Annotated in this window: 29 protein-coding genes, 2 tRNA genes and 1 pseudogene; 17 read left to right on the top strand and 15 right to left on the bottom strand. The window is 61.0% G+C overall.

Features of this window, described 5'->3' with window-relative positions; translation table 11 throughout:
• Nucleotides 1-822: 822 nt before the first annotated feature.
• The 6 genes from IVB28_RS11650 to IVB28_RS11620 all read left to right on the top strand — a co-directional run bounded on the left by IVB28_RS11650 (nucleotide 823) and on the right by IVB28_RS11620 (nucleotide 6,855).
• A complete protein-coding gene (locus tag IVB28_RS11650; RefSeq protein WP_247526329.1) occupies nucleotides 823-2,280 on the top strand; it encodes a hypothetical protein in 1,458 nt (485 codons plus the stop codon).
• A gap of 125 nt (nucleotides 2,281-2,405) precedes the next feature.
• On the top strand, nucleotides 2,406-3,425 hold the full coding sequence (locus tag IVB28_RS11645; RefSeq protein WP_247526328.1) for a TAXI family TRAP transporter solute-binding subunit: 1,020 nt from the start codon (nucleotides 2,406-2,408) through the stop codon (nucleotides 3,423-3,425).
• Nucleotides 3,422-3,982, top strand: a complete 561-nt coding sequence (locus IVB28_RS11640) for a hypothetical protein (RefSeq protein WP_247526327.1) — start codon at nucleotides 3,422-3,424, stop codon at nucleotides 3,980-3,982. The genes IVB28_RS11645 and IVB28_RS11640 overlap by 4 nt, the downstream gene beginning before the upstream one ends.
• Nucleotides 3,983-4,016: 34 nt before the next feature.
• Nucleotides 4,017-4,613 (top strand): DsrE family protein, encoded by a 597-nt coding sequence (locus tag IVB28_RS11635; RefSeq protein WP_247526326.1) that lies wholly within the window; start codon nucleotides 4,017-4,019, stop codon nucleotides 4,611-4,613.
• Between the two features lie 475 nt (nucleotides 4,614-5,088).
• Entirely contained in the window at nucleotides 5,089-5,316 is a 228-nt protein-coding gene (locus IVB28_RS11630; protein WP_247526325.1) for a hypothetical protein, read from the top strand.
• Between the two features lie 1,380 nt (nucleotides 5,317-6,696).
• Nucleotides 6,697-6,855, top strand: a complete 159-nt coding sequence (locus IVB28_RS11620; protein ID WP_247526323.1) for a hypothetical protein — start codon at nucleotides 6,697-6,699, stop codon at nucleotides 6,853-6,855.
• 661 nt (nucleotides 6,856-7,516) lie between these two features.
• On the opposite strand, the gene IVB28_RS11615 is transcribed toward IVB28_RS11620, so the two are convergent.
• Nucleotides 7,517-7,732, bottom strand: a complete 216-nt coding sequence (locus IVB28_RS11615) for a hypothetical protein (RefSeq protein WP_247526322.1) — start codon at nucleotides 7,730-7,732, stop codon at nucleotides 7,517-7,519.
• An 80-nt stretch (nucleotides 7,733-7,812) separates the two neighbouring features.
• Here IVB28_RS11615 and IVB28_RS11610 point away from each other — a divergent pair, with 80 nt between their 5' ends.
• From IVB28_RS11610 to IVB28_RS11600, 3 genes are all read left to right on the top strand, one after another.
• Nucleotides 7,813-8,241 (top strand): hypothetical protein, encoded by a 429-nt coding sequence (locus tag IVB28_RS11610; RefSeq protein ID WP_247526321.1) that lies wholly within the window; start codon nucleotides 7,813-7,815, stop codon nucleotides 8,239-8,241.
• Nucleotides 8,242-9,260: 1,019 nt separating this feature from the next.
• The gene (locus IVB28_RS11605; RefSeq protein ID WP_346730727.1) at nucleotides 9,261-9,638 is read left to right on the top strand and encodes a DUF4172 domain-containing protein; all 378 of its coding nucleotides are present in this window, start codon (nucleotides 9,261-9,263) and stop codon (nucleotides 9,636-9,638) included.
• Nucleotides 9,559-9,984 carry a Fic family protein gene (locus tag IVB28_RS11600; RefSeq protein ID WP_247526319.1) on the top strand — a complete coding sequence of 142 codons (426 nt, stop codon included), beginning with the start codon at nucleotides 9,559-9,561 and terminating at the stop codon, nucleotides 9,982-9,984. Before IVB28_RS11605 ends, IVB28_RS11600 begins: the two co-directional genes overlap by 80 nt.
• 1,105 nt (nucleotides 9,985-11,089) lie before the next feature.
• Here IVB28_RS11600 and IVB28_RS11595 read toward each other — a convergent pair.
• The 4 genes from IVB28_RS11595 to IVB28_RS11580 all read right to left on the bottom strand — a co-directional run bounded on the left by IVB28_RS11595 (nucleotide 11,090) and on the right by IVB28_RS11580 (nucleotide 13,985).
• Complete coding sequence (locus tag IVB28_RS11595; protein ID WP_247526317.1) at nucleotides 11,090-11,557, bottom strand: hypothetical protein; 468 nt, start codon at nucleotides 11,555-11,557, stop codon at nucleotides 11,090-11,092.
• Nucleotides 11,558-11,725: 168 nt separating this feature from the next.
• Nucleotides 11,726-11,932 (bottom strand): GDCCVxC domain-containing (seleno)protein, encoded by a 207-nt coding sequence (locus IVB28_RS11590; RefSeq protein ID WP_247526316.1) that lies wholly within the window; start codon nucleotides 11,930-11,932, stop codon nucleotides 11,726-11,728.
• Between the two features lie 5 nt (nucleotides 11,933-11,937).
• Nucleotides 11,938-12,132 (bottom strand): hypothetical protein, encoded by a 195-nt coding sequence (locus tag IVB28_RS11585; protein ID WP_247526314.1) that lies wholly within the window; start codon nucleotides 12,130-12,132, stop codon nucleotides 11,938-11,940.
• 1,767 nt (nucleotides 12,133-13,899) lie between these two features.
• A tRNA-Tyr gene (locus tag IVB28_RS11580) sits at nucleotides 13,900-13,985 on the bottom strand.
• 205 nt (nucleotides 13,986-14,190) lie between these two features.
• Here IVB28_RS11580 and rlmB point away from each other — a divergent pair.
• Entirely contained in the window at nucleotides 14,191-15,021 is an 831-nt protein-coding gene (gene rlmB, locus IVB28_RS11575) for a 23S rRNA (guanosine(2251)-2'-O)-methyltransferase RlmB (RefSeq protein WP_247526312.1), read from the top strand.
• A 79-nt stretch (nucleotides 15,022-15,100) separates the two neighbouring features.
• On the opposite strand, the gene IVB28_RS11570 is transcribed toward rlmB, so the two are convergent.
• Together IVB28_RS11570 and IVB28_RS11565 are read right to left on the bottom strand one after the other, a co-directional pair.
• The gene (locus IVB28_RS11570; protein ID WP_247526311.1) at nucleotides 15,101-15,592 is read right to left on the bottom strand and encodes a hypothetical protein; all 492 of its coding nucleotides are present in this window, start codon (nucleotides 15,590-15,592) and stop codon (nucleotides 15,101-15,103) included.
• Nucleotides 15,593-15,634: 42 nt separating this feature from the next.
• A complete protein-coding gene (locus IVB28_RS11565) occupies nucleotides 15,635-16,117 on the bottom strand; it encodes a hypothetical protein (RefSeq protein WP_247526310.1) in 483 nt (160 codons plus the stop codon).
• Between the two features lie 283 nt (nucleotides 16,118-16,400).
• Here IVB28_RS11565 and IVB28_RS11560 point away from each other — a divergent pair, with 283 nt between their 5' ends.
• Both IVB28_RS11560 and IVB28_RS11555 read left to right on the top strand, forming a co-directional pair.
• Nucleotides 16,401-16,898 (top strand): hypothetical protein, encoded by a 498-nt coding sequence (locus IVB28_RS11560; protein WP_247526308.1) that lies wholly within the window; start codon nucleotides 16,401-16,403, stop codon nucleotides 16,896-16,898.
• A 164-nt stretch (nucleotides 16,899-17,062) separates the two neighbouring features.
• Nucleotides 17,063-17,137, top strand: a tRNA-Thr gene (locus IVB28_RS11555).
• Here IVB28_RS11555 and IVB28_RS11550 read toward each other — a convergent pair.
• The 3 genes and pseudogenes from IVB28_RS11550 to IVB28_RS11540 form a co-directional block, all read right to left on the bottom strand.
• The gene (locus tag IVB28_RS11550) at nucleotides 17,125-17,337 is read right to left on the bottom strand and encodes a hypothetical protein (protein ID WP_247526307.1); all 213 of its coding nucleotides are present in this window, start codon (nucleotides 17,335-17,337) and stop codon (nucleotides 17,125-17,127) included. The two genes, IVB28_RS11555 and IVB28_RS11550, sit on opposite strands and share 13 nt — an antisense overlap.
• Nucleotides 17,338-17,360: 23 nt before the next feature.
• Nucleotides 17,361-17,808, bottom strand: a pseudogene (locus tag IVB28_RS11545) (GFA family protein).
• A gap of 87 nt (nucleotides 17,809-17,895) precedes the next feature.
• On the bottom strand, nucleotides 17,896-18,609 hold the full coding sequence (locus tag IVB28_RS11540; RefSeq protein WP_247526305.1) for a class I SAM-dependent methyltransferase: 714 nt from the start codon (nucleotides 18,607-18,609) through the stop codon (nucleotides 17,896-17,898).
• 270 nt (nucleotides 18,610-18,879) lie between these two features.
• Between IVB28_RS11540 and IVB28_RS11535 the strand changes: the two genes are divergently transcribed.
• The 3 genes from IVB28_RS11535 to IVB28_RS11525 all read left to right on the top strand — a co-directional run bounded on the left by IVB28_RS11535 (nucleotide 18,880) and on the right by IVB28_RS11525 (nucleotide 20,290).
• Nucleotides 18,880-19,083 carry a hypothetical protein gene (locus IVB28_RS11535; RefSeq protein WP_247526303.1) on the top strand — a complete coding sequence of 68 codons (204 nt, stop codon included), beginning with the start codon at nucleotides 18,880-18,882 and terminating at the stop codon, nucleotides 19,081-19,083.
• A 271-nt stretch (nucleotides 19,084-19,354) separates the two neighbouring features.
• The gene (locus IVB28_RS11530) at nucleotides 19,355-19,732 is read left to right on the top strand and encodes a hypothetical protein (protein WP_247526301.1); all 378 of its coding nucleotides are present in this window, start codon (nucleotides 19,355-19,357) and stop codon (nucleotides 19,730-19,732) included.
• A gap of 303 nt (nucleotides 19,733-20,035) precedes the next feature.
• The gene (locus tag IVB28_RS11525) at nucleotides 20,036-20,290 is read left to right on the top strand and encodes a hypothetical protein (RefSeq protein WP_247526300.1); all 255 of its coding nucleotides are present in this window, start codon (nucleotides 20,036-20,038) and stop codon (nucleotides 20,288-20,290) included.
• A gap of 27 nt (nucleotides 20,291-20,317) precedes the next feature.
• On the opposite strand, the gene IVB28_RS11520 is transcribed toward IVB28_RS11525, so the two are convergent.
• From IVB28_RS11520 to IVB28_RS11505, 4 genes are all read right to left on the bottom strand, one after another.
• Entirely contained in the window at nucleotides 20,318-20,560 is a 243-nt protein-coding gene (locus IVB28_RS11520; protein ID WP_247526299.1) for a DUF6719 family protein, read from the bottom strand.
• 235 nt (nucleotides 20,561-20,795) lie between these two features.
• On the bottom strand, nucleotides 20,796-21,503 hold the full coding sequence (locus tag IVB28_RS11515; RefSeq protein ID WP_247526298.1) for an outer membrane protein: 708 nt from the start codon (nucleotides 21,501-21,503) through the stop codon (nucleotides 20,796-20,798).
• A 286-nt stretch (nucleotides 21,504-21,789) separates the two neighbouring features.
• Nucleotides 21,790-22,185, bottom strand: a complete 396-nt coding sequence (locus tag IVB28_RS11510) for a hypothetical protein (RefSeq protein WP_247528515.1) — start codon at nucleotides 22,183-22,185, stop codon at nucleotides 21,790-21,792.
• 250 nt (nucleotides 22,186-22,435) lie between these two features.
• Entirely contained in the window at nucleotides 22,436-22,807 is a 372-nt protein-coding gene (locus IVB28_RS11505; RefSeq protein ID WP_247526297.1) for a hypothetical protein, read from the bottom strand.
• A 250-nt stretch (nucleotides 22,808-23,057) separates the two neighbouring features.
• Here IVB28_RS11505 and IVB28_RS11500 point away from each other — a divergent pair, with 250 nt between their 5' ends.
• Nucleotides 23,058-23,600 (top strand): tetratricopeptide repeat protein, encoded by a 543-nt coding sequence (locus IVB28_RS11500; protein WP_247526295.1) that lies wholly within the window; start codon nucleotides 23,058-23,060, stop codon nucleotides 23,598-23,600.
• A gap of 107 nt (nucleotides 23,601-23,707) precedes the next feature.
• On the top strand, nucleotides 23,708-25,096 hold the full coding sequence (locus IVB28_RS11495) for a serine hydrolase domain-containing protein (protein ID WP_247526293.1): 1,389 nt from the start codon (nucleotides 23,708-23,710) through the stop codon (nucleotides 25,094-25,096).
• On the opposite strand, the gene IVB28_RS11490 is transcribed toward IVB28_RS11495, so the two are convergent.
• Entirely contained in the window at nucleotides 25,083-26,642 is a 1,560-nt protein-coding gene (locus IVB28_RS11490) for a peptidase S10 (RefSeq protein ID WP_247526291.1), read from the bottom strand. The genes IVB28_RS11495 and IVB28_RS11490 overlap by 14 nt on opposite strands.
• Nucleotides 26,643-26,866 lie beyond the last annotated feature (224 nt).

Raw genomic sequence — 26,866 nt, 5'->3', positions numbered from 1 at the left:
GGCGCGCGGCCGGCTGACCTGGTCCGAAAGGCTGGAGCCCCTACCAGATATTCCAGCGATATTTCCGTCGACCTTCGCTGCCGGCGTTTTTCGGTCAGGTGACGGTCCAACGATCATCTGCTCCTCGTTGCTCGTGCCGGTGCCACTAGCTCCAACCGGCAAACCATTTTGAGCGTGGCCAGCGCCCGCATTTCTTTTGGCGTGCGCCGCCGCCCGCGACTTCGACGTGGCGGGTTGAACGTCCGGACTGTTGGTTTGGGTGGTGCGGTTCAGGTTTGCACCGGTACCAACGTCTTGTGTCCCCATTCCCGGAGGCGCCGATGGACCAAGGTTGGCGCTGCTCGCATTTGTACCCATGCCGGACGGAGCTGACCCGCCAGTATTGGCGCTGCCCGTGCCTGTCCCAGTGCCAGTGCCGGCACCCGCGGAGCCCGCCACTGCGCCGCCTCCTTGAGCCAAGGCTAGCACAGATACACTCGTGATGACCGCACGATGAGGCAAGGGCTTCGGTAGCGCATTGGACCATCTCCTTCTCAAGCAAAATCGACCAACCGAATCATCGAACTTTAATTAACGATACAAGCCATTGAATAAAATATAATCTGGGTTTATTTTGCCCATGCAAAAGCTGCAGTTAACAGATTGAAGCAATTAATGTCGCGGATGTGGGCACAAGCGTCGATGCAGGCAGGGTCGGGCCTTGGATCGCCCGTTCGCCGCGCAGACGTGTGGATTGCTTCGGATTGCGCTCGTAGCTGTGCGCGCACCTGCGCAACAAGGTCGGCGTGGGTTGCACCGACTGTCCTGACGGTAATATCGGTATTGACGATACCCGTTCTCGCGCAGCAGCCAAACCGGCCGGCAATCGACGCCCCTGTCATTGCGACGCACTTGCGCGGCGCGACCGGCTCGGGAGGGTGGCGCGCGGCGCAGCCGAAACAATCTGCCGACACGACACTCCTGAAGCTCGCACAAGCCTCAACCAGCAATACCGAGCGATCACGGCAAGCGCTCGCCGCAGAACAGGAGAGGATACAGGCCCTTGCTGCTGACCTTCGAACATGCCGACGGGAGCAGGATACCGTGCTGGGGCTGTTGCAGCATGCACGCGAGCAATGGACCAGCATTGCGGAGGCCACCGAGAATGAAACCGATAAGCTGCAGAAATCGCTCCGGCAGGAGCGCTTGCACACGGAGCGTCTGGAACGGGAACTTGTTAAGGCGCGCAACGACTTCGAAGTGCAGGCACGGCTAAGCCGCGAAATCGGCACTGAGGGTCGCGAACCCGAACGCCGGGCACAGAGTGATCCGAGAGAGCTGCAAGAAGCTGTCGAGCGGGAGAAAGATCGGGCAAACCGGCTGGAGCAGAATTTGACAGCCGCTCATCACGACCTGGAGACCCAGTCGGCAGAGGTAACCAGACAAGCCGCAGAGATCAGCGCAAAAGAGGCAGCGGAGGCTCAGGTACAGGCAAGCCTCCGACAAGAGCACGATCGTACCAAACAGCTGGAGGAGACACTCGCGACGACGCGAATCGAGCTCGACAACCGATCCCTGCAGATCGCGAAGGCAATCGAAGAAACGGTGCAGACGAAGCGAACAGCGGAGAATACCTCGGCTAAACTGAAGCTCACATTAAAGGAGGAGCACGAAAGAGCAGATGCGCTGGCGCAAGAGCTCTCGTTGGCGCGTTCCAAGCTGTTCGCGTATGAAGCGCAAGCCGCGGCAAACGATGATCGAGCCGAACAGTTGAAAAACCAGCTCCGGCGAGAATGCAACCAACCCGGCCGAGATGAGCAAGAACTTGCCGCAGCGCGCCCGAGTGTCGGACCGTGGCTACCCGCCGGGGTATCGGGTGAAGGCGGAGCCGGCAATTCGCCAACAAGGGAACCGCTCCGAACACTGCTGCTGGGATCGCCGCAGGCGCCGGCCGCGCAATTCGCGCGAGAGCTCGTGATCACAGCAGCTGAGCCGAAGGCGCCATCCCCGGTTCTCGGGAACGAAAACGCCGCCGAGCTCGTGCGATTGATCGCTCGCGCAACCGGATTTCTTCGACAAGGCGACATTGGCGCGGCACGAGTGGTCCTGGAGCGTGCTGCTGAATTGGGGAGCGCACCGGCAAGTTTCGCGCTCGCCGAAACGTATGATCCGAGCCTGCTTGCAAAATGGCGCGCGAGCGGAACGCGCGGCGACACGTCCAAGGCGCGAGAGCTTTACGCCAGAGCAGCAGCCGGAGGGGTCAAGGAGGCAAGGGAGCGGTTCGACGCACTTGGTCGTTAGCAGCATTGGTGCAGACAAATGGTCGTGCGCAGTATCGACTAGTCAGATCGAACTTAAAGCTTACGTGCCGAAGTGAAGAGCGCAGCGGACAAAACAGAATAGACGTTCCTAGTGGAGCCGGATCGATGAAGCAGCTGGTTGGAATACGCTCTTGGTTTCTCCTCATCGTGATAGCCGCTCCGCTTCTGATCATGGGCTGTTGCCCAGCGATGGCCCAGCAGACTCCGCGGGCGCGTGCGGATCATGCAAGGGCGGAAATTACGGCCATGAACGATTGGACTGTTGGAATTGCCGGAGGTCTGCTGGAAGGAGCTCCCATTCGGCTTGCCGCGGAAATGGCGCGAGTGGCCGATGACGGAACGGACCTCCACGTGCTGCCCATCGTGACCCGCGGCGCAACCGAAAACGTCAATTCGCTGCTGTATTTGCGGGGCATTGATGCAGCAATCATCAATTCCGACGCCCTTGACGAGTACAAGAGCCAAGTGCCGGACATCCAGCGACGGATCACCTATGTGCTCAACCTGTTTCCATCTGAACTGCACGTATTCGTCAGGCCCGAAATCCAGAGCTTGAGTGATCTGGTCGGAAAGAAGGTCAATTTCAACACCCAAGGTACCGCCGCAGCTTATTCGGGCCCGCTGATCTTCAGCCGGCTGGGAATCGAGGTCGATAAGGCATTCATCCCCCATCAGGTTGCGATGGAACAAATGCGCAGGGGTGAGCTGGCCGCCGTCGTTTTCATAACATCGAAGCCGGTGGATGCATTCATACGTGGTCGCTGGGATGCCGGCTTCAAGTTCTTGCCGGTGCCCTACGAGAGCAAGTTCGAAGATTATTATCTGCCATCTTCGCTGGACGCAGCTGATTACCCGAACTTGATCAGGCAGGGGGAACGCGTGACAACTATTGCCGTTCCAACCGTGCTGGTCGCCTTCAATTGGCCGATCAAATCCAATCGCTTTCATCGTGTGGCGCGCTTTGTTGACCGCCTGTTCTCGCGGATTAGCAGGCTGCAGGAGCCCGGTTTCGATCCGAAATGGAAGTCGATCAACTTGGCGGCGACGGTCCCTGGCCTGACGCGTTTTCCCGCGGCGCAGGCCTGGCTCGATCGTCTGCCGCGTTCGAGCCAGGCGGCACAATGACGCTCACCCTGATCGCTCTCGTCGTGACGCTCGCGATCGCAAACGACCTCGCTCGGGCCCGAGGCGCCGAAGACCCTATGGCGCCGGTTCGCGTCTCTGATCGGCCCGCAAATGGAGCCGGGGCGTGGATCGTCAGCGAGACCACCTCGCCAGTTGATTATTCATCGATCATCAAGGCTACGCTACCGTCTCAAGGGGGCAGCTCCGACGCAGCAATGAGCCTGTCAATACGCTGTCGCCGCGGCCTGACCGAAGTGTTGCTTGATGGAGCCGGCCTGTCGGGCCGCCGCGAGGACTACACCCTTTCCCTGCGCATCAATGATGATCCACCTTTTCAGGTCTCGACAATCACGTCGGCGCGCGGTGTCGCGCTTGAAAGCGATGTCGTTCGCCTGTTGCAATCGATCCCCGGCCACAGCGAACTTTCCGTGCATGTGTCACGCCGAACGGGGACCGGCGCCGGTGCAGTGTTCGCTCTCGATGGTATCGAGAGCGTGCGTGCAAAACTGGCGGCAACATGCAAATGGCCACGCGCGATCGCGAAGCCCAACAATTGATCATGAACCTCAGCCTGCCTGGAGAAACAACATAATGCCCACATTTCCGAAGATTATCACAGCGATGATCGCGACAATCATCTCGCTGCTGGTCGGGTTGTCTAGCTCCGCGGCACAGGAGACTCGCCTGCTCCCGGCACAGCCCAGTTTGCCTGCAGCCTCAACACATGGCGCGGCAAGAACGCACGCGAATTCATCGGCGCGGGCCGCGACGCCAAAGCAATTTGAGCTGGCGCGCATCGCGCCATCGTCTGCTGCCAAGAAAGAGCACCGCTTAATCCTTCAGGTCAACACAAGCGACTCGGCGTCAATGAATCTTGCATTGAACAACGCACTCAACGTCGCGCAATACTACAAGGAGGTTGGTGAAGGGGTGAAAGTTGAGGTGATTACCTTCGGCCCCGGCCTCCATATGCTCCGCGATGACACGTCGCCGGTGAAAGCGCGAATTGAGGAAATGGCTCTGAGCACGCCGGAAGTATCATTCAAAGCCTGTGGAAACACGCAAGAGAAAATGCAGAAGGCCGAAAATAAAGACATTCCGATCGTTGCTCAAGCCCAAGTGGTGAGGTCGGGCGTCGTTAGGGTGATGCAGTTGCAGGAGCAGGGATGGACCTACGTCAAGCCATGAAATGGCGACCAGACAATGCCTATCGGGCGGCTAGGTGCCGGCCTGCGGTCGCGACACCCCGATCGGGTGGGTCGCCGCAGCCGACGCAAATTGAACTGACCTCGATCGGCAGATCTATCGCGCGCTATTCGCCGGGCAGCGCCAGGCCGACCGTCTGATTACGAGAGCGACTTCGGGAGAGGGTTGAGCGAACATCGGTTCGTCTCAGTCACTTGCGAAGTCTGGTAACGATTTTGCGGGGCAGCCCCTGGCCCGCCCATCCTACTCGGCCGCCTGCTCAGGTCGATTGTCCCGTAGCAGCATAGGGTATCGGAGACGCAGGACAGCGCGAGCTGTGACGCACGGTGCTTCGATTTACGTCAGTTCTGATGACCTCTTTTCGAAGGCAAGCGATTAAATTCCACTGGATTTTATTTTGTTAACGCGTCAGATTTCTAGACTTAAAGCGAGTCGATTTTACGTTGGGGGATGTTAAATGGCAAAACCTGCCGTTTCCCGTAATACCTTTCGAGGGTTATTCGCTTTTTCTGTGAAAGCTGATCGCAAGCACGATGGCGAATATTGTGTGTTGAAGCTGTTTGGATCCGCTCAAGACATTCCGGATCGGCTGCTACAGCAGTGGCCCCACCAGGCTGATCTACCCGGCGCGGAAACCATCGCCAGCACCGGAGCCGCGCACCCGCGAGATCTTAAATGGTCGTAAACGCTATGACCACGCCAGCGAATTTCTCCACGTGCTGCTGAGAGACCTAGAGCTAAGGGAACACTGAAGAGACATCGTTGCGTCAGGCTCCGCGAGGTCTTGCAGACCTAAATGATAATGCCTTTTGCCTCCGCGCTCTATATGCACCAGACTGGTATTCCGATGCCGGGCAGCCGGCCCATTTTGTCGACATAATGCTCGCATGCCGAGGTCGATTTACCAGCCATTGCATGAAAGGCTGCGAACGGAAAACGGTCAAAGTCTCCGCCTGACCTTTTCAGAAATTGAAGCGATCTTGGGGAGGCCTCTGCCGAGATCAGCCTACACCTTCACTGCCTGGTGGAGCACACTGAAGAGAGCAGGTCCTCAAGCGAGAGCGTGGATATCCGCTGGTTATCGTGTCCGGGTTTCAATGAAGCACCGCATCGTCGAATTCTATCGTTCTGATGTGAACACCAACGATCGTCATGAAACGCCCTGCCTGCATTGAAGCTTCCTATGATGGCGGACCTATCAACCTCGTTGTTGCGAGAACAAGCCGGCGCAGAATCAAGTTGCAACTTCAGGGCCGCAGGGAAAACTGCTGCGGCCCTGTTTTGAGCGGAAGCCGCGAACCGGATGCTCCGGAACGTGGCGAGAAAAATCTAATGAGAACGCTGCACGATGGCCTTAGGCCGCATGAGGGTTGACGATGGTGTACCCTCGCAGGGAGCGCGGGTGAATTCGCGTTGCGTGCCCACCTGAGTTGGCATCGTACGCCTTCCAGATGTCACCGGCGATGTGCTGTTCAAGGACGAAGACGTGTCCACGTCGCGCGGCAACCATTCCCGGTGCTGGCGAGGTGCGGGGAAAGCGCAGCCAATTGGCTGCGAGGTTCAGTTCCGGTACTACCCGACCAAACACTCGGATCGCCGCACCACATCCGCAGAACGATCGAGGGCAACCGGCCGGACGACCGCTGACGATCTCACTACTTAAGGCCCCTGAGCTGGCCACAGACGTCCGTGGGCTAGCAACGGCACCTCGCTGCAGGCGCGGTGCCGGTCTCGCGAATCTCTGCGCCTGCACCAGCGAAGATGAAAAGTCGCATGGCATAATCACGTTGCATTCAGGTGGCGAAGCGGCGCGCAAGGGGCGCGCTTCAGAAGGAATGGATGTCGCAAAAGCGAGCACTAAAGCTACGACTACTCGATTGAACATGCAGGACTCCGGGTTAATAGCCTGCCCCGACTCGCAGGAAGCGACTTTTAATTTGGCGAAATTAAGATGCAAAACCAGAATTAAATATGATTTTAAAACGACTTAGATCAAGTAAGGAACGTTTCGATTTGCCTCGAGTCTTGCTTGTGCGACCGATCCCTTGTTGTCGTGGATCGACAGATGGAAAAGGCAGTCGCCTACGCAATCTCAGCGGCCCTCGTGGGTATCGGCGTTTTGATACTGGTCGTTGGCCTGTCCTCCACCTCGCCGGCTTTGTGGGTGGTGGTCGCGCTCGTGCCGATCACGATCGGGATCGTGAGCGCTTTTGGCCCCGTGTAAGGATGGGAAAACGGCCGATGCGTCAGGTCGTCTGCATTTTCCGAATCGGGCCTCTGTGCACGCTCTCAACTGTGTTCAGATTTGCGGGTACACGCGCGTGAGCCATTTCGTCTCTATGCTTCTGCTTGCCCTCGCTCTGACGCTCACCTTGTGCTTCGGGGTGGCAGCCTGGCGCGTGTCGGCCGGCAATGACGTCGAGATCACCGCAACGATTCCGCGTGGGGAATACGGATGGAGGTCGAGTTCGAGGAACTGAATGCCTTGCGCTCACCCGTCGGCTACATCCTGGCGACTATGAACGTCGACCTTGACTACTCGCCATCGAGCGGAGGCTGCACCGCGTCTCCTACCGTTCCTACCTCGGGCTCGCCAGCGGGCCTTGGGACTGCAGGTCGTCCGTTCGCAACATAGCGATCAGGTTCGCGACCACCAGCTCCAAGTGCGGCAGGGCATCACAGGGCTCTGCCGCATCGAGATCGTCCACGTGCCAATTCTGGACCCGGTCCGCGATGGCCAGGAAAGCAGCGTTCGACCGTCGATCGATGCGCCGCCTCTTTTAATCCTATGACGATATCTGCTTGCCGGAAGCCAGGTAAGGTGCACGGCAGCGGAAGTTCATCAGCATCGCTGCGGAGAAATCCCGGACACGCGGCGAGGTCCGTCAACTATTCTGACGAACGAGAAATGGCACCAGTTTTTCAAAGATTTCTGTCCGAAAGCGATCGATCTCCCAACTAAGCGCATCGCTAAATCCCGCGGCATGAGCATGGATGATCGCTCGGTCCGCAGTCACTTTGGTCGCCACGCCATTTACGACCACCGACCCTGTCAGAATCTTTCCGTCCCATTCAACAGCGCGACCACAACCCATCGACATGGCAACTCCAAACACTAAAGGGTTGGTCTTATGCCGCGCAAGGCAGTTATCTCACATCAGACGTCGTCGCTTGTTTGTTCGTGCTGCCGCTCATCATCTTCGTCTCGGATAATTTTGTGAGATTAGCGCAAACCAAAACAAGGCACGACTGCGCACCTCAGTCAGTTCCTTCCGACTCTCTCGATGAATTCCAACGCGGCTGGCGCAATGTCATCGAACTCGACAAAGCAGCGGCGCAGTTCATCTGCGATCTCTACGGTTACATCACGCGACCATCCCTCCACCGTGTTGAAGACCACGATCCGAGCAGGATGCTTGTATTGACCTTCCATTATTTGGTGCATCAGCGTCGCTCGACCAGTGTCGTCTTCGGAGGTTTCGCTCCAGGCACGTCCGAGCCCACCTCCATAATCCTCGAGGACAAGATAGACGTCACGTGGATATGGATGGGGCACGATGGACTGAGAATGAGGCATGATCACAAAACCCAGAAAATCGTCGCGAATTAATTTTGATATTAAACTATATTAAATATGGAATTTCAATCTAATTTGCAGTCGTCCGGCCGCGCTTTCGATTGGTCGACACTGCCTATCGATCGACCCACTCCCTGGCGCACGCGCTCACGGAGGAGAGCAAAAAAGTGAGCCATGGGGTAATGGCGGCGGCGATGGGAGCCCCAACGGCAAGGACGACAGAGGCCGCTCACGTTTTCGGGGGCACGGCGGTTGGAACGGGCTCGCCGATTACCACGTTTTCCCGATTTATCTCCCAAGTGGGCGATGCAGTCGAGCCCAGCTTTCCCCATTGCCCGAGCTAAGGCTCATTTTGTTCGGCTTGGAACGACTTGTTGATTGCCAAGTTTTCCCGTGCCCTCCCCAAGGGGCGGCTGCCTTCACCAAGGCAGCTCGATAGCCCCAGCTTCACCGCCCTGAGGCTGGGGTCCTTTTGCTGTCTGGATAGCTGCAGACTCAGGAGGGCGTTGATGCACGGTTATAGCTCGATCCTTCTTGTCCAACGGTTGAACGACCTCGTTTGTCAACTCTCAGAGCTGGAACATCTGCGGCTTAAAGTCCAAGAGGCGGAGCGACGCGCCTCGGCTGTACCTGCATTGCAGTCGCCTCCGAGCACTCGATCCCAGCGGCGGCGGGCCGCGGACCAGACTCCCGAGGAGTGACTGGAACCGACTTAGCTTGCGTTAGCGAACGAGCGTAGACGACGTGCAGCCCAATTGCCCTGAAGGAAGTGAACTTCACCGTCCTCGCGTGGTGAGGCTTGAGCAAGGGGCTGATCATTTCGCATTTAGGTGTCTGCCGCCCGGGACGTTGCTATCTTCGGCTTTGTCGCGCGCGACAACGCGCGCCAGTCAATTATCCGCGCAGAGCGACTGGACGCCAAACTGATTGAAAGTATCGACAGGCTGCTCGCCCGTTTTCCTCTCGATGATGGTAATAAGGCGCAGCGCGCTCGAGCGGTCGATCAGTGCAATTAGCGGACTAGCGAGGTGCGCAGGCCGCACGCGACGGCAATGGGGATGATTCGCCTGCGACAAACTCAGCTCACTAGCCGGATGCTCCTTCTATCAAGGCCCGAGCGGGAAGGAGCGATGTTGTCCACCCTGACCGACGAGATAGTCAGATCAAGCGAAATTGAACAGGGGAAATGCGACAGTTATGAGGTGCGCTCTCTACACGCCTGGCGACTTGGGGTTGACGCGAATGGTTCGCCGCCCGCTGATCGTGCCATAGAAGGGGCCGTCGAGATGATGCTCGATGCTACGCAACATTTCAAAGGCAAGCTCACCTCCGAGCGGCTCTTCGGGTGGCATGCGTCGCTCTCCCCACCGGGCGCAAGGGCATGGAGAAAATCACAGTTGGGCATGGCCCGGCACCGGCGTGAAGGCTGAAATGACAGCGTTTCTGAACTGGCACAACGCCAAAGGGAACGTCGATGCGATCATCAAGGCAGCCGTCGCGCACCTTTGGTTTGTGACCATTCACCCTTTCGAGGACGGCACTGTGCGGATCGCGCGCGCTATCTCTGAGATGTCGCTCGCACGGTCGGTGGTTCACCGCAGCGCTTTTCCAGCATGTCCGCTCAGATACGAAGAACGACACGCCTACTACGACGTGCTGAAGAACACTCAAAAGGTGACCTCGATATTATCGCTTGGCTGTTTTGGTTCCTGGGTTGCCTGGATCGATCAGTCGCAAGGACTGAGAGTTGGGAAGCGACGCATCAAAGCAAGCTAATTGATCTCATTTGAGAAGGGATTTGTTTTCGGTTATTGCCGCCGACTCTCCCTCGACGATGTTGAGGAACAGTCATGGCGACTCTTACAAAGCTGGGCTCCGGAAATTGGGGCGTTCAGATTCGACAGAAGGGTCGGTATGCGACGAGGACGTTTCGGAAAAAGGAGGATGCCGAAACGTGGGGAGCCGCGCTGGAACGCGAGATCAATCTCACGGCCAGGGCTCCTTCAGATTGGGATGAGCGCACGCTTGAGGAGCTGATTGACCTCTATCTTCCAGGACATGTTTGAATTTGGAAGAACCGTTGGCAGAACCAGGCAGCTTTTTCTTGAAAGCATTCGACCGACCCCGCGCCGACTGAAGCTGCCGGAGCTAACACGTGCCAACTTTGTCAAATATGGCCGCGAGCGAGCGCAGAATGGTGCGGCCCGGCGACAGTTCAATTCAACTTTCTCTGACATTAGGGCAATTTTGACCTACGCAGGGTCCGTCCACGGCGTCCCGATACGTCACGACGAGTTCGTGCTTGCTCGAACCGCCTTGAAGAACTGACGAGAAAGAGCCGGGCAAGGACGCGGCGGCCAACCGCTGATGAAATTCGGCGATTGATCGGCTTCTTTTTAGATAGTCCGCGCCAGTTCATTCCGATGGATCGCATCATTCGATTCGCAATCACCACCGCAATGCGCGAGGGCGAAACATTTCGGCTTGAATGGTCGGATGACCTAGATCCGCAGGCGGACACTGGCGTTCCAATGCAGCGAGGTCGGCTTCGGGTCACAGGCTGACTTCCGCGCCGACTTGACCTGGGGTCGGCTTATCTCCTGAAGGCAGACATAGCGGCGGTGTAAGCGGAGGTCGGCAACGGGCCAAGGGCGGACCTAACGGTCCACTCCCTTCAGGAGAGTCTGCATTTTGGGTGGGTACCGGGCAAGTGGCTTCCAATCTCCATAGTCGTAGTCACCCATCCAGCTGAGTACTACGGCGTCGCAGGATAGGCAGTTGAAAGAGCTTGCTCTCTTCACTAAAGAGCAGAATTGTACAGCGCTGTACCCTTGACCGCATTTCCCACATGCAAACGCTACTTGTGTCGATGCTATCGCCGTCATGGCGTGTTAAGGTCGATCGACTGCAGTAGTTTCCGTCCACCCAGCGGGCGGAGCGGACGCTTCGGCAAGATCTCGCAATGCGATGGGGTGGTCACCGGCGACCGTACTGCAATCTTGGCGCGCCGATCTGCTTTTTTGATTTGAAATCGAAGGTCTTCGAGTACTGAGTGCTTTGAAGCGAGTTGGTTCAATCGGTGGGCAAATCGGAATTGGCGAAAGCTCTGCAAATGCGCCTCCATGAGCCATTCTGAAAAGACTTTAGTAAGAGGCGTGTGTCGGGGCAGGCGCCAATAAAGCAGATGCATCTCTGCGGCCGGTGCTTCGATCTGCCAGGGCTTGTTCCGAATTGGAACGCCGGCATCCGCTCCCTTCAAGTTGGTTAGCGGTTCGGAGAAGTTGTTCCGCTGTTTTTGCCATTGGGTGTTTCGGCCGGCTCCCAATCCGGGCAATAGCTGGGCTTCCAACGTGCCACACAATCCGGTCGCTACGCGGCGGCGGCCAAGTTCGTAATCCGGCGTCGCGTCTTCCTAACATATTAAACAATATTAACTAAATTAATACAATTAACCGTTTCAAGTACGTCCTTGTCCACTCCATTCCCTCAGGGACTGCCGTCGCTCCCTCTGGGGCAGCTACCTACAGCAGCCCTTGCCGTTCTCCTGGACCGGCGGACAGGGAACGGTGCCGAAGGAACAGAACACGCAGCAGTCGCCAGGGAGCGGCTTCAGGCGCTCGCCGCAGCCTTTGCAGTCATAGAAGAACTGGCAGGCGTCGGTCGGCATGACCTCGGCAGCAGCGTGACCGCACTTAGGACACGTGATCGTGGAGTTCAGGATCATTTACCTCAGGCGCGTGGAAGGCTCCGAGCAAGCAATTGCCGGCGAGCCTTTTTCTGATCGGTCGCCAGTTTTATCTTCTCTCTCAAGGCGAGGATTTCGAAATATTCCTTTTGGATCTCCGGGGGGGTGCGAACTGCTTCAAGCTGTTGGGCGGTCAGTTTGAGGATCGCGGCAACATGCGTACTCTGGATGTGGTGCATGGCAATCAAACCCGCTGCTGGAAAAACGGAACAATACGCGGACCGCGGTGCGGCGTCGCGGAAAATAAACGGCCAACGTTGCTGTCGTTCTTGACGTGCGGCACGAGGCTGCGGCGCGGCGACTTCGGCAAATCATCACCACTGTTGGCGTGGGGATACGCAAGAGGTGCAGCATGGTTGATGCGCTGCTGGTTGACTTCGCTTTGTGTGGGGGATGATGGTCTGTACGGCGTTAAAGATGGGTGCGCTGCTTGGGAAGAAGGCTGGCAGCTCGTTCCAGGCCCAAAGGACCCCAGCTTCAGGGCGGTGAAGCTGGGGCTGTCTTGAGGCTAGCCCTTGGGGAAGGCAGCCACCCTTAGCAAGGGGCAACGGGCAAACTTTGCAATCGGCAAGTCGTTCCAAACCGTTCGTCGGCCGCAGATTTTCCAGGTTGTTCATGCGGGTGGCCCACTGGCTTCACGTCAGGGCGGACGCTTCTTCATCCAGGAACGAAGATCAGCAGCGTTGGTCAACGCTGGCGGCGCTACTATTCAGGAAATGTTCTATCGCGGCCTTGCGCTGGAGGAGGTCTTGCTCCCGCGAAGGCTCACCTGACATATTGGCCGAGTGCGCTCGATACACGGCTTGGTCAGCGGCAATGACCCCGACATCCCCGTGTGCGGCGAGCCCTAACCACATTTCCCTATCAGAGGCGTACGGTAGGTCAGCTAAACACCCGCCCAATCTTTTCTGCAGGCTTGTCCGATCCACGACGGTTGGTGACAGCACAATGTTTTTTGCGCCGCTATGTGCAATGAAAGCAAGCCCGGACGGATGTGCCTGACCAGGTTCCGCCACGTGCCCGCGGGAAGTAAGCGGGCTTGATCTTGCAAACCATCAGGGGGTGAGCCCTTGCTAAAAAGAAGAATACAATCAGGCTGCCAAACATGTAGGGATCGCAGCCGTAGCGGCGTGTCCGCCAGTCTGGATCGAGACGGCTGTAAAGCAGTTCCGGAGGAGCGTACGCTGGTCGCTATGCCAAGGCGTCGTGAGCCACCGCTACGCCCTCCTGCACGGCGCGACCAACGTCCCTACCTTGAATGTTTTCTGCGCCTCAAATTGAAGCACATTTTGGGGGCTTGAAATCCTGGTGAGCGACGCTCGCTAAGTGCAGCTGACGCAAGCCAACGGCAGAGTTCTGAATCGCTTTGAAGACCCCATTGTGGTCGCATCTTCGTGTCGACAAGACGAACGCGCCTCCGAACGTCTGCATCTGTCAGTTCGAAAATGATGTAAGGAACCGTGTACTGCAGGTTCGGACCGGTAACAAAATCTCCTGAGCCGAGAGCAAGGACTACCCGGTCCATACGCTTTTCGCCGCACAGAACGCACAGCGATTTTCCAAATGACGCGGTGTCGACAATGGTTTTCAGCGCGGCGATAATATCGCGTGCCTTCATCGCTCTGCTAAGGTCAATCGCTTTAAGGAATGCTTTGCGACCATCCTTCAATACCCGGTAGCCGGCCGAGATATTGCCGCCGGAACCTGGGGTGCCAGCTGCGCGATCGGCTTCCCCATCGGATCGAGCTTCCAGCCGACCGGCTCGATAATTTTCCGGCCGTCGTCAGTCTCTTTTCCGAGCAAGCTATATACAGGAGGTGTCGGCACGATTGCTCTCTACTGAAGCTGAGCGAGATTCGTTACCCCTGACGTTACCCTTGTGTTAGGGTTCCGTTGAAAATAGCCGCCGTCATATACAAAATCCAAAAAACGTCGACCCATCAAGGTGGTGGGGGAGGCAGGACTCGAACCTGCGAAGCCATAAGGCGGCTGATTTACAGTCAGCTCCCTTTGCCACTCGGGACACTCCCCCGCTCGACGGCAGCACAATCGGGCCGGATCTTGCCGGCGACCGAAGACGGCCATGGAACGTGAAGGCCGCGACAGCCCGGATGGGGGCGCGACCGGGCGCGGTTATCGGCGATCCAGAGGGGCAAAGTCAACCGAGGCGAACAGCTAAAATCGCCGCTGAAGCAGCCAAATTGCCATATTCCGGGACCCGTGACACAAGCGAGCCCATGAAGGATCGAAAATTCACCCCCAGGGGTCCCCGCGGCGGAGCTAAGCCCTTCAACAGGCCCGGGAAATCGGCAGGCCGGCCGGCCTGGCGCGACCGCGATTCGCACCCCGACGGACCCGTCATCCTCTATGGCTGGCACACCGTCACGATGGCGCTCGCCAATCCAGAGCGGCAGATCCGCAAGCTGACGCTGACCGAGAACGCCGCAAAGCGCCTTGCGGACGAAAATATCGAGACCCGCGTCACACCCGAGATCGTCCGGCCCCAGGAGATCGATCGCATGCTGTCGCCAGATGCCGTGCACCAGGGCCTGCTCGCGGAGGCCGATCCCCTGCCCTCGCCTGATATCGAGGCCCTGACGCAGGACGGCATGGTGCTGGTGCTCGACCAGATCACCGATCCCCATAATGTCGGCGCTATCCTGCGCTCGGCAGCCGCCTTCGCGGTCAAGGCGATCGTCACCACCGCGCGGCACAGTCCGGAAGCAACCGGCGTGCTCGCCAAGGCTGCCTCCGGCGCGCTGGAGCTGGTGCCGATGGTGACCGTGCAAAATCTCGCTCGCGCGCTGACCACGCTGAACGAGCTCGGCTTCCAGACCGTCGGGTTGGACAGTGAAGGCAGCGCGGATCTCTCCGAGGTCACCCTGCGCGAGCCGCTCGCGCTGGTGCTCGGCGCCGAAGGCAAAGGTCTGAGGCAATTGACCCGCGAGACCTGCAGCGTCGTGGCGCGGCTCGACATGCCCGGCGAGATCAAGAGCCTCAACGTGTCGAACGCCGCCGTGCTCTCGCTCTATGTCGGCGCGAGCCGGCTGGGGCTGATGAAGCGATAGCGGCTTCGCTTCACATCAAAAACAAAACGCCCGTCCGCATCGCGCGGACGGGCGTTCCGTTGGCTCGACCGATCAGAGATCAGTAATAGCGGCGCAGCACGCGGCGACCGCCGTAATAGGGCGCCGGTGCGTAGCGCTGGGCGTAGCCATAGCGCGGCGCATGACCGTACTGCACGCGCGGCAGATAGCCAACGCGCGGGCCGTAGCCGTAGCGGTACGGACGGTAGTGCGGGCGGTGATAGGGAGCGACGGCGGCGCGATAGCCATAACCGTAATTGGCGGGCGCGACGACCGCGTCTTCACGATAGGTCGGATACGGCGCGAAGGCGCCCGGGCCGGTGTAGGTCGGGCCCTGGTTGACGTAATAATACTGCGTGGTCGGCTCGGCGAGACGCTCATAGGCGCCATAGCTGTAGCCGGCACCATAACCGTAGCCGCCGCAACCGGTGTTGCAGCCGGAATAGACCGGCGCAACCGGCTGGCATGGATTGAAGCCGCAGGCCGCGGCGGGCGCGGCCCCGATGAACATCGCGGCAGCGGCCGCAACCAGTCCCGAAATCATCTGACGCATTACTCTCTCCTGTTGATTTTCGTTTGTTGATTTTGACGTTTCTTAACCCGGCGGCCTGCCGGGTATCTCTGTGTGCGGCCGCGGTCGCGGTGGCCGCGGACGATCGTTGATCTCAGGGGCGAGGATCACCGCGGGCGGATTGACCGGCACATCCATCTGCGGCGGCAGCGGCGCCGATTGCGCGCCCCAACTCTGGTAGTAGCTCTCGGCGGGCTTCGGCAATTTGCGGTTCGCGGGCGGCTCGACCTCGAGCCGGCCGTAGCCGGGCCGCAGGCCCAGCGTCGGATAATAATGGCCGACGTCCTCGGGTTGCCGCTCGGCGACATAGCGCCCGCCATAGATCGTGGGCTGCACTTGCTGGTTCTTGCCCAAGCCCCAGACGCCCTCGACCACGGCATAGGATGCGTCGATGTTGTTGATGATGATCGGCACGCCCGGACGGCCGGGAACGACGACGTCGAAGCCGCCGGCAAATGCCGTTGCGGGCAATCCGATCAGAAAGGCGGCGAGCGCCACAGCACGCATGAGAGGACCCCGGTTATCCGGCGGCAACCTAACCGATCGCGGCGCACAGAGGGTTAAGGCCCGCTCACCAACTTCCGGTAAGCCTAATGTGTAAGGATTGAGCGCCGCGCAAATGCCGCAAGGCGGCTAGCAAAGCGTTAACGGCACTATGGCGCCGCCGCACGGAACCGCGTCGTGCGCTCACATCCGTTTGACCAAATCGCTGGCGAAAATCCGCCGGTTTGACGGAACGTCGCGGGCCTTCTGCATTTACCCCCCGTCAACAAAATGGGAGCCAACAACCATGAACATCAAGCTTCTCGGGGCTACGACGATCGCGGCGACCTTGCTGGCTGGCTCTGCCATGGCGCAGGCCGTCGTCACCAATCCCGGGCGCTGCTCGGCGCAATTCCCCAACGCCAACTGCCAGAACCTCGGTGCAGGAAATCCCTACACTGACAGCGGCTATCGCCAACGCCGCGTGTCTTATCGGCAGACCAATGGCGATTGGAATAACGACTGGAACAGGAGCCGCACCGGCTTCTGGCCGACCGACGTCGCCGCTGGCGCGGTCGGAGCAGCCGCAGGCGTGGCCGGCGCAGCCATTGGTACTGCCGGCGCGATTGCCTCGGCACCGTTCCGTGCCTGGGACAATTCCTATGCCTACGACAACTCGTGGGATAACCGCGGTTGGGACAATCGCGGCTGGGACACCCGCAGCTACGCCGAGCGTAACGGCTTCGTCTGTACGCCCGGCACCTGGTTCAAGGGCGCAGACGGACGCCGGCACATCTGCCAGTAAGCGGCCCACATCGAATGCGACACATCAGGCGGCCCCAGGGCCGCCTGATTCATGTCTTGCGACTGCAAGCGCGGGTTCTGGCACTTTCCAATCAACTCTGGTATTGCGGCGCGCACGGGCAGACAGCCCCGGCACCTGCCGGGCCCTGTCCATCTCCAGGCGTCGCCGGCTTAGCTCAGCGGTAGAGCAGCGGTTTTGTAAACCGAAGGTCGGGGGTTCAATCCCCTCAGCCGGCACCATCAAAGACCCAGCAATCCACACACCACCGGGAAAAGAAAAACGCGGCGAGCCCGAGAAACACGCCAATGGCGAGCTTCACGTTTCGCCCGGCAACATTGGCATCAAGCCGCTTTCCCGCCTTTGTGAACAACGCGCGCGACCAATCCTCGACGAAGGACCTCACAATCGGAATCAGCAATTCTCCGATGATGTTGGTCATACCACTGGCGCCCGGCTCATAAGCTATTCAATCTCCTCACCGCCTGACGCGCTCAGGTCTCCGCCCGAGCGCTTTGGCGCGCTGCTTTGCTGGAGTGTTCGGCGCCCGATATCTCGACCCAGGCGTGTTTCGACTGCTCGAACACCGATCTGACGGGAGCCGGGTAGTTTGGGTCCGCGATTGCGCCGACGGCGACCGCGATCATCGCGGGTAGATTGTCGGCTTTCCAATAGACCGTCGAACCGCAGCCAGGACAGAAATAGAAACGGACCTTGCCGCCGCTCGCTGCCGCACGAACGTATTCCTTCGGCGTCCCCAAGATCGTGACGGCCTCGACCGGATAGAATGCACCGACGCCCAACGGCGCACCAGTTCGGCGTTGGCACTCAATGCAATGCAGGCGACCACGAACGGCGATGGCTCCGGAAGCGACAGCGCAAGCGCACCGCAATTGCATCTGGCATCGATCATCGATTGTGCTCTCCCTTCGTCGCTTCACGCAACTCCAAGCCTGTTGCCGCGCGATCGTGGATGAACTCGATCTTGCGCCCGCAGCCGTCACACGTCCGTGGTGATGCCGGCGCGATCCGGCAACTCGTCCAGCCGCCACAGCCCGAGGCTCTTGTCGCGCCAGCCGCCATCGCCCTCCGCGCAGCGCTCGTCGATCAAGGCGCGCGGCACCGGCCAATTGAATGGCGCCTTGGTCATGTCGAGCGCGCGCCAGTCGCCATCCTCGCAGTCGCAATTGTCCTCCCACTGCGGAAAGGTCGTGACGAGCAGGAATTTCGCGCCGCTCTCGCGAAAGCGCGCGGTGGCGTGGGCGATGTTCTGAAAGCTCAGATGCACCAGACAGTCCCGGCACAGGATCAGGTCGGCACGCGGGAGCGCGTCGCGCGTGATGTCGGCGACCAGGAATCGGCCGGCCAATTCGCCGCCCGCCACGCACCGGTTGTTGGCCTCGATCAGCGACGGCACGATGTCGATGCCGATGTACTCGAGATCGAGCTTGATGCGCCCGATCCAGCCCGCATCGCCGCAGGGCGCATCGAGCAGCGAGCGCGCGCCGAGCCGTTGCAGCAACGGCGGAAGCGCCTCCCGGATCGCGGCCGTGGCAGTATCCTCCGAGCCGAGGCCCGACACCGAGCTGGCAGCGCCCCAAAGGTTCGTCCGCTCGATCCGCTCGAACCGCGCAGCCAGATCGAGGCCTGCGAAAATGTCGCGGTCGGCGAGGAAACGTTCGTGGGCGAGCACGGGCGGACGATTGGCGATCATCGGCGATCCTCAAATCACGTCGCAAGCTTACAACGACCGGCGGATCGTCGCGCTGGAAACCGCGAGCCTCGCTCAATCCGGCTTTTGCCATTCCATGATGTGGAAGTAGGGCACGCGGCGCCGTCGTGACGACGGTCGTGTTACTTGCCATCGCAATGGGATTTCTGCTGGCGCGATAGACGGCGTCCGCGACCGAACAGGGCCGGATCGGAACCAGAGGCGTGCCTCAGCCGTTGTCGGCCCATGCGAATCCGGGAAGAAAACCGAAACATGTTTCTGCTGTCGACGGTGACACTGTGCTGTGGCGCGTTGGCCGGCACGTTGACGCTGTTCGAGCCCGCGCTTGAACCTGTTGTTGGGTCTGCGCCCGAGAAGCCGGCCGCCGAGAGAGTGGCGATCGAGGCGACCGCCCAGACGCCGGTTCGGGTGGTCGGCGCGCCGTTCGAGCTCAACGTCAACCCGCGCCAGCGGTAGCGCTCACCTCGGCGATGCCTCCGTGCCCTCCCCGGGCCGGCCATGGGCACGCGCCAATTCCTCCACGAACGCGATCACCTCCGCCCTCCTGTCGGGCGGCAGCGTCAGGAACGCGCGGATCAGCCTTAAGCCCTCCGTTTCGTCCACCCGTCCGTGGTTGGTATCCATTGGCGCACTGTCGGGCGATCGGGAAAAATATGCAATCCCTTTCAAATGACCTTGATTCGGCGCAGGCGCTTTGCTGGAATGGGGGGCACGGCTGAGGTGGACCATGAAGTGGATCAGGGAGCGCGACGCACTGATCGCGCAGACAATGGCTTTCGTCCAATCGGTAACCGGCAAGAAGGATGACGTCCTTCGGCCGCGCGCGCCATCGGATTCTCCGGCGGCAAGCGTCGAGACCGCCGCGCTCGAGGCCGCCGTGGCCGAGATCAAGCCGCCCCAGCCCCCTCCGCAGCCTCAGCGCATCCAGCTTTCGCCGCCGCGCGCGAGCGGTGATTTCCGCACCGAGATGCAGGCCCGCATCGCCAATTTCCGCCAGCATCAGCAGCGGTTCGAGCGCGAGCGCGAGGAATATTGTGCCCAAACCCTGACCAGATTGCGCGCCGCCATCCACGACGCCTCCCCCCGTCCGCCGGCTGAAAAGTAAGCCGGGCGTGCCGTCGCGGGCCTAAAGCCAGGACCACACCAGCAAGAGATTGGCCGCGCAGGCGCCGAACAGGGCCAGCGTCAGGGGCAGCAGCATATGCCCGCAAGAGGTTTTCAAGTCGGTCGTCATGACCAAAAACATCCGCTGATTCCGCCAAACGAGTCCCAGGGAATCTTTTTTTCGCGATTCAGGACTCGTTAAGGACTCAAGAGCCCGCAGTTCCGATCACGGGCCCGTGATCACTCGCAGCCTGGAACCCTCAGCTAGATCAGCTCGTTAACGCGCTTTCCGGGAGCGGAAAGAATGCCCTACGCCCTGTTTTGCAACGACGCCCAGATCAGCAAGGCCTATCCGAGCGAATCCGACGTCTGGAAGCTCGCGCACCGCAGCGGCTTGGTCGTGGATGTCAGCGCCGACGAGGACCGTCCAGGGCCGCGCCGGGTGCTCGATAATGAGTACGAGATCAAGCCCTGCCGGGTCGCTCAGGGCGAGGACCCCGCCAAGAACAAGGCCGAGGCCGAGCGCCAGTCGACGATGGAGCTTGAGCTGAATTCGTGAGGTTCTGCGGTGGATGCCGCAACATGGTCAGGGCGTTGCGGCTGCAAGCGAGGCCTGCTCGCCGGCCAGCGCCACACATGCCTTGCGGCGGTGCAGCCCGCGGATGGCACCGGTGACCTTCAGCACCTTGCCCGACGGGCAGGACGCGTCCTTGACGAAGGCCACCTCGTAAGGTGCCAGCACCAAAGGTTCGGATTTGAGGATTGTCTGTGCAGAGCACGGCAAGCAGGCGAAGCACCAGAGCACCCCTGCCGACACCAAGATACGCATGTCCGTCGTCCCACCAGCCCGGTAATTCTCATATAACGCGTTCCGGAGCGCGAGTTCCGTAAGCGGCAAAAATTATTTTTGCGCTACCCGAGTCCCAAGACGCGCGTGAGAAGGCGCGCGGCGGAATGTTTGTCTGCAAATGACGCGCCAGATGGTTCACGCATGGAAAATTCAGGGGGCAAACGAAAGGCCGGCAGAGCCGGCCTTTGTCAGAGCGTGATCTTGCGGGAGACCGTCAGTAGCGCGAGGCTGCCGGACCGTCCCAGCCGAAGCGGTAGTTCACCCCCACCTTGACGGTATGCTCGTCCTCCCGGCCACGGACGCCGACAATGTCGGCCGGACCGGAGGTGAAGGTGGTGCTGCCGAAATTATAGTACTGGTACTCGGCTTTGGCCGACCAGTTCGGCGCGAACATGTATTCGAGGCCGGCGCCGACGGTGTAGCCGTCCTTGTTGTTGCCGGTGGCGGTGAAGGTCTGCGGCACGCCGGCGACGTTGACGCCCAGGCCGCCATTGCGCCAGGCGTAACCGCCCTTGGCGTAGAGCAGCGTCGGTCCCCAGGTGTAGCCGATGCGGCCGGTCACCGACCCGAGCTGGTCGGTGTTGGAGGTCACCTGCGTGCCCAGCGGGAACGTCGAACCGTTGTTGTTGGTCGGCAGCCAGGAATACTGGGCCTCGATACCCACCACCCAGTTGGGCGCGAACTGGTAGTCGAAGCCGCCCTGCACGCCGCCCAGGAAGCGGGCGTCGCTGGACTGGAAGCTGCTGTCGCCGGCAAAGGCGCCGCCGACATGGCCGCCGATGTAGAAACCGGTCCAGTTATAGATCACCTGCGGCGGCGTATAGGCCGGCGCCTTGGTATAAGGGCGCGGCCGCATGTCGGCTGCTGCGGCCGATCCGGCCAGCGCGAGCAGAGCGACTGCGCCCAGCAAAATCGATTTCATGATCATCCCCGTTCTTTCATTTACGACACTCAGGAAACAACGTGGCGTGAATTGGGTTGCTTCGCGGCGATGCCGGAACGTTGATCGTTCGTTACTGTGACGGGGTGGCAACAACGCGATTTTGTTCCGTCACAACGCCTGCGCCGACTATTTTTGCCACCTGCGCAAGACCTGCCGTCACGATTTGTCGCAAGCCAAAACCACCCCGTTCAAAGCTCGCCGAAATGTGATCCAGCGGCTCCGGCGAACCTCGTTCTAACAGCAGGCGATGAAGGCGGGCTTTGCGCTACCGCGCCATCTTTTCGAGTTCCGGAAAGGATGCGTAAACCGCGCCGGCACAGAGCTCGCTGGTCCGGTCGACGACGCGGTCCGCTCGACCGTTGACGAAGATCACAGCGCGTTCCCGCATGGCCTTGTAGCTGCCATCGCTCTCGCGCGGGGTGAAATGAAGACAGCTCACATAGAACTGGCGGCCGCCGACCTCGCGCTGGACCGGCTCGGCCATGCTGGCCTCACGCACGCCGACCGGATTGTTCAGATAGGTGCGCATCAGGGCCAGCGTGTCGCTGCGGAAATTGTCGGGAAACGGCTGCGGCCCTCCGGCCTGTGGCCCGCCGATAACGGTTGGCCGGTCACCATCGCTGCCGAAACAGGCCGCAAGCGCCAGCGGCAAAGTCAACATCAATGCCAGGCGCACCGTACGTTTCGCCAATCGCCCCACAGGCCATCCTCTCCGCTCGATCAGAGTCGGAGACGTTCTAGCCCCAAGGCCGCGCAAAGGGAATTCGCGTCCGCAGGGCCTTGCGACGGACGCACCGTCCCGCCGCCGGCGTCTTGCGATTTCGCGCAAGGCGCCGAGACGGCGGGCCGGGCCTGAAGCCCTGACGCGGCGGCGGGGCAATGCTTGGAATGCCGCCGCGCAGGATCAGTCGTTAGATGCGCTTCTCGATGGCCGCCGGCTTGGCCAGATCCGGCTGCGTCTTCTGCGACTTCTTGGCCGACAGATGCTTGTGGTGATGGCGATGCGTGCGCACGGCCTTGTGCTCGCCGGGCCTGACCGCCGCGTTCGCGTTCATCGCCTTCGACTTGGTATCCACCTTGGCGTCCGCCTTGACGTCGGCGGGCTTGACGTCGCCAGCCTTGACGCCGGCGTCCGGTTTTGCGGCGATGGTCGAGGCCTTGGTCTGGCTCTGGTCCGCCTTGATCACCGGGGCGGTCGTGGTGGTCTTGCCGGTCTCGGCTGCGAAGGCCGGGGCTGCGATCACGGAAGCTGCGAGCAAAGCTGCGGAAATGGTCTTCAGCATGGTGGTCTCCTCTTGGAAGGATCTCCAGGCGGCACCCTCTCGCCCACCCTTTGATCGTGGGTCGGAGCCTAGGGATGAGGCCCTGAACCCGGTCTGAAGCTCGCAGCAGGCTCCCGTTCATCTTCAATGACAAGTTTGTCATCTGGGCGGAGCGAACAGATCATGCGAAGCGGGAATGTTTTTGCCAGACGGGTGTTCCGGTCTTCGGGCAATCGTGTAGGATCGCCACGTTCCATACGGGAGAATTTAGATGCGCAAACTCTCAATGCTTGTCGTGCCGGGACTGGTCGCCATGTCGCTGGCGGCCGCACCGGTGCTGTCCAGCGCCTATGCCGCCGGCAGTGACGAGCCCTCGTCGCCGCCGAAGTCGGACTCCTCGACCAAGAAGGGCAAGAAGAAGAGCTCGTCCGTCAGCGATCCCAAATTTCTCGCCGCCTATCGCACCGCCTACACTGCGATCTACGACAACCACGACTACAGCGGCGCGATCGGCCAGTTGAAGTCGCTGAAGCGCGACGACGTCGCTGACGTCGCCAATCTGATCGGCTACTCCTATCGCAAGCTCGGCGACTATCAGTCCTCGAAGGTCTATTACGAGCTGGCGCTGAAGGACGATCCGAACCACGTCCGCACCTGGCAGTATTACGGCCTTTGGCAGCTCGAGCAGGGCAACCGCGAACAGGCGCAGTATCATCTGAACAAGATCGCCTCGCTCGCCGGCACCGACAGCTCCGAGTATCGCTCCCTCGCCACAGCGCTTGACAAGCCGACCGGCGCGACCCTGGTCTACTGAAGATCGCATTCGTCGCATTCAAACGACCGGGCACAACCCTGGGGTTGTGCCCGTTCCGCCTTCTCGGCTAGCCTCGCGCAACCTTCCCCCTGGCTAATTGGTGCGCAATGGACCCGTGGCTGCGATCTGCGATCGACTACATCGGCTCCTGGATCGAATTCCAGCTGACCACAACCCAACAGCCCGGCGTCATCCTCTCGATCGCCCATCGCGGCGAAATTGTCGCCGAACACGCGTTCGGCGTTGCCAATCTCGATACCGGCGAGAAGCTCACTCCGCGCCACCGCTTCCGCATCGCCTCGCATTCCAAGAGCTTCACCTCCGCCGGCATCATGAAGCTGCGCGAGCAGCGCAAGATCCGGCTCGACGACACGATCGGCCAACATGTCGGCGGCCTGCATCCGCGCGTCGCCGAGACGACCATTGCCCAGGTGCTGTCGCACAGCGCGGGGCTGACGCGCGACGGCGCCGATTCCGGTCAGTTCATCGACAGGCGTCCCTATCTCGACGCGAGCGAGTTGCTCGCGGAGTTGAAGCTGCCGAGCGCGATCGAGGCCGGCACCCGCTTCAAATATTCCAATCACGGCTTTGGCCTGCTCGGCCTCGTCATCGAGGCCGTATCGAAGGAGCCCTACTCCGTCTGGATCAAGCGCGAGATCATCGAACCCGCGGGCCTGCGCGAGACCGAGCCGGACGCGCCGCTTCCCAAGGGCGCGCCGTTCGCGCGCGGCCACACGCGAAGGGTGCCGTTCGGCGGGCGCTGCGTGATCCCCGGTGACAATGCCGCGCACGCGATGGCATCGGCCGCAGGCTTCGTTGCGACCGCCGGCGACACCGCGCGTTTCTTCGCGCAGCTTGCGCCCAATGCCAAAAGGAGCGTGCTGTCGGTCGCAAGCCGCCGCGAGATGACGCGCCACCATTGGCGCATCCCGCAGAGCTTCGAGGCCTATTACGGCCTGGGCGTCAACGCCGGCAAGACCGACGGCTGGGACTGGTTCGGCCATGGCGGCGGCTTCCAGGGCTACATCTCCCGGACCTGCTCCATCCCAGCTTGCGAGCTCACGGTCAGCATCCTCAGCAACTCCATCGACGGTGCGGCACCGTTCTGGATGGACGGCGCGATGCAGATCTTGCGCGTGTTCAAAACTCGCGGTGCGGCCGACCGGCGCCTGCGTGACTGGACCGGCCGGTGGTGGACCATCTGGGGCGCGACCGACCTCGTCCCTGCCGGCAACCGTGTGCTGGTCGCCAATCCGCAATTCGTCAATCCGTTCATGGATGCCGCCGAGATCGAGGTCACCGGCCGCGACACCGGCAAGCTCGCCTGGGCGGCCGGCTATTCCAGCCATGGCGAGCCGGTGCGCCGCATCCGCGATGCGCGCGGGAGGATCAGCGACATCTGGATCGCGGGCGCCAATGTGAAGCCGGAAAAAGTCGTGGCGCGCGAGATCGCACGCCGGTATTCACCGCGCAAGCGGCGGCCTACTCCCGAATGAGCGCCTCGACCTCGCTGCGAAACGCCTGCCGCGAGCCGCCCTGCGAATAGAACATGTGGCCGCCGGGATAGACGACGAACTTCACGCGCTGGGTCGCGAAGGCCGGCATCTGATCGAGCACCCGCTTCGTTCCGAAATAGGGCGTGGCAAGGTCGAACAGGCCGTGCGCGACCAGCACGTTCAGCTTGGTGTCGGTGGCGAGGATCTGGCGCAGCTCGGACACCGATTGCGGCGGGTTGATGCCGCGGCCGAAATCCCAGTGCCCTTCGACGGCACCATTAAGGAGCTCATAGGAGCCGTCGGGCTTCCAGTTGAGCTTGCGTGAGAGCACGTCGACCGCAGCGCTCGTCAGCGGCGCCTGCAGCGCATCGCCTGAGGGGTCGCCGAACCGCGAGCTGCTCGAATCCGGATAGGGATCGAAGCCGCGCACGGAAGCGTCGTAGCGCCCCGTCACCTTGCCGTTCCTGCGGTCGAATTCGCGGCGGAATTCACCGACGTCGAAGCGGCCGGCGAGCCTGCGGCTCACCGCCTGGTCGATGCCGGTGAGCTCGGCGACCTTGTCGGCCAGGCGATTGGTTGCCTCCTTGTCCACCTCGCCCTTGACGAGGTCGGCCAGGAATTCGCCGCGCGCGTAAGCCTCGACATCGGCGAGATCGGCGCGCTTGACCGGCCCTTTGACTTCGCGCGCCACCGCCACATAGCTCGGCAGCGTCGCGACATATTGCAGGAGGCTGGTGCCGGTGAACTCGCGGAAATCGAGCAGCGGCGACACCAGGATCAAGCCCTTGACGCCGACCCCGTGCTGGAGCTGCAGCTGGCGCACGACCTTCGGCCCGCGAATGCCGCCATAGCTCTCGCCGGCGACGTATTTCGGCGAGGTCAGCCGGTCGTGCTTCTCGAGCCAGCGGCGGATCACCAGCGCGATCGCGTTGGCGTCGCCATCGACGGAATAGAACGATTTGCGCGCGTCCTCGCCGCTGGCAACGAAGCGACTGTAGCCGGTGCTGACGGGATCGATGAAAACGAGATCGGTGAAGTCGAGCCATGTCTCAGCGTTCGGCTTCACCTCGGGCGAGGCCGACGGCGACAGCGCATCGCCATCGAGCGGCAGCCGCCACGGACCGCCTGCGCCGAACTGGAGCCAGGCCGAGGACGCGCCGGGCCCGCCGTTGAACAGAAACGTGACCGGGCGCGTGGCGCGGTCGGCGCCGTCGAGTTGGTAGGACGTATAGGCGATGTCGGCCAGCGGCTCGCCCTTGCCGTCGAACACGCGGATTGAGCCGGCGGTCGCAGCGAAGTTGAGGGTGCGGCCGGGCAGATCCAGCGTCTGCTTCGTGGTCGTGTCAGGCGGGAGGCGGTGCGGTTCGGCCGCCGAGGGCGACGCCTGCGTCGCACCTTGCACGTTGCCGGCGCGCCCTCCCTTCTGTCCCGCCGCCTCGGAGCGCGGCTGCGCCGGATCGTCGGCGCGCGCGACGCTTGCGAGCGCGACCGCCGACACGGCCAGCACCAGCCCCGTTCGTCGCAGCGTCGGCAAGATCGTGAGCATGATCGTTCTCCCTGCTGCCCGGCTGCAACAGCCGGTGCGCCCCGAAACTAGCGGGGAATTGCGACGGTTTGCGGGATCACCGATCCGTTGACGCGTGCGGCGCCTGGGCCGGCTCTAATCAACCCGTTTTGTTCTCTGGATCGACCATCGCCCGTTTGCCTTGAGCGGCGGTCATCCTCGACAATGGAGGCTCAGGTCGGGTAGACGAGCCCGGCGGAACTTCC

The organism is Bradyrhizobium sp. 199 (genome assembly GCF_023073355.1).
Taxonomy (GTDB): Bacteria; Pseudomonadota; Alphaproteobacteria; order Rhizobiales; family Xanthobacteraceae; genus Bradyrhizobium.
Note: the sequence above shows the minus strand (reverse complement) of the source record. Positions and strands in the feature narration are given on the sequence as shown.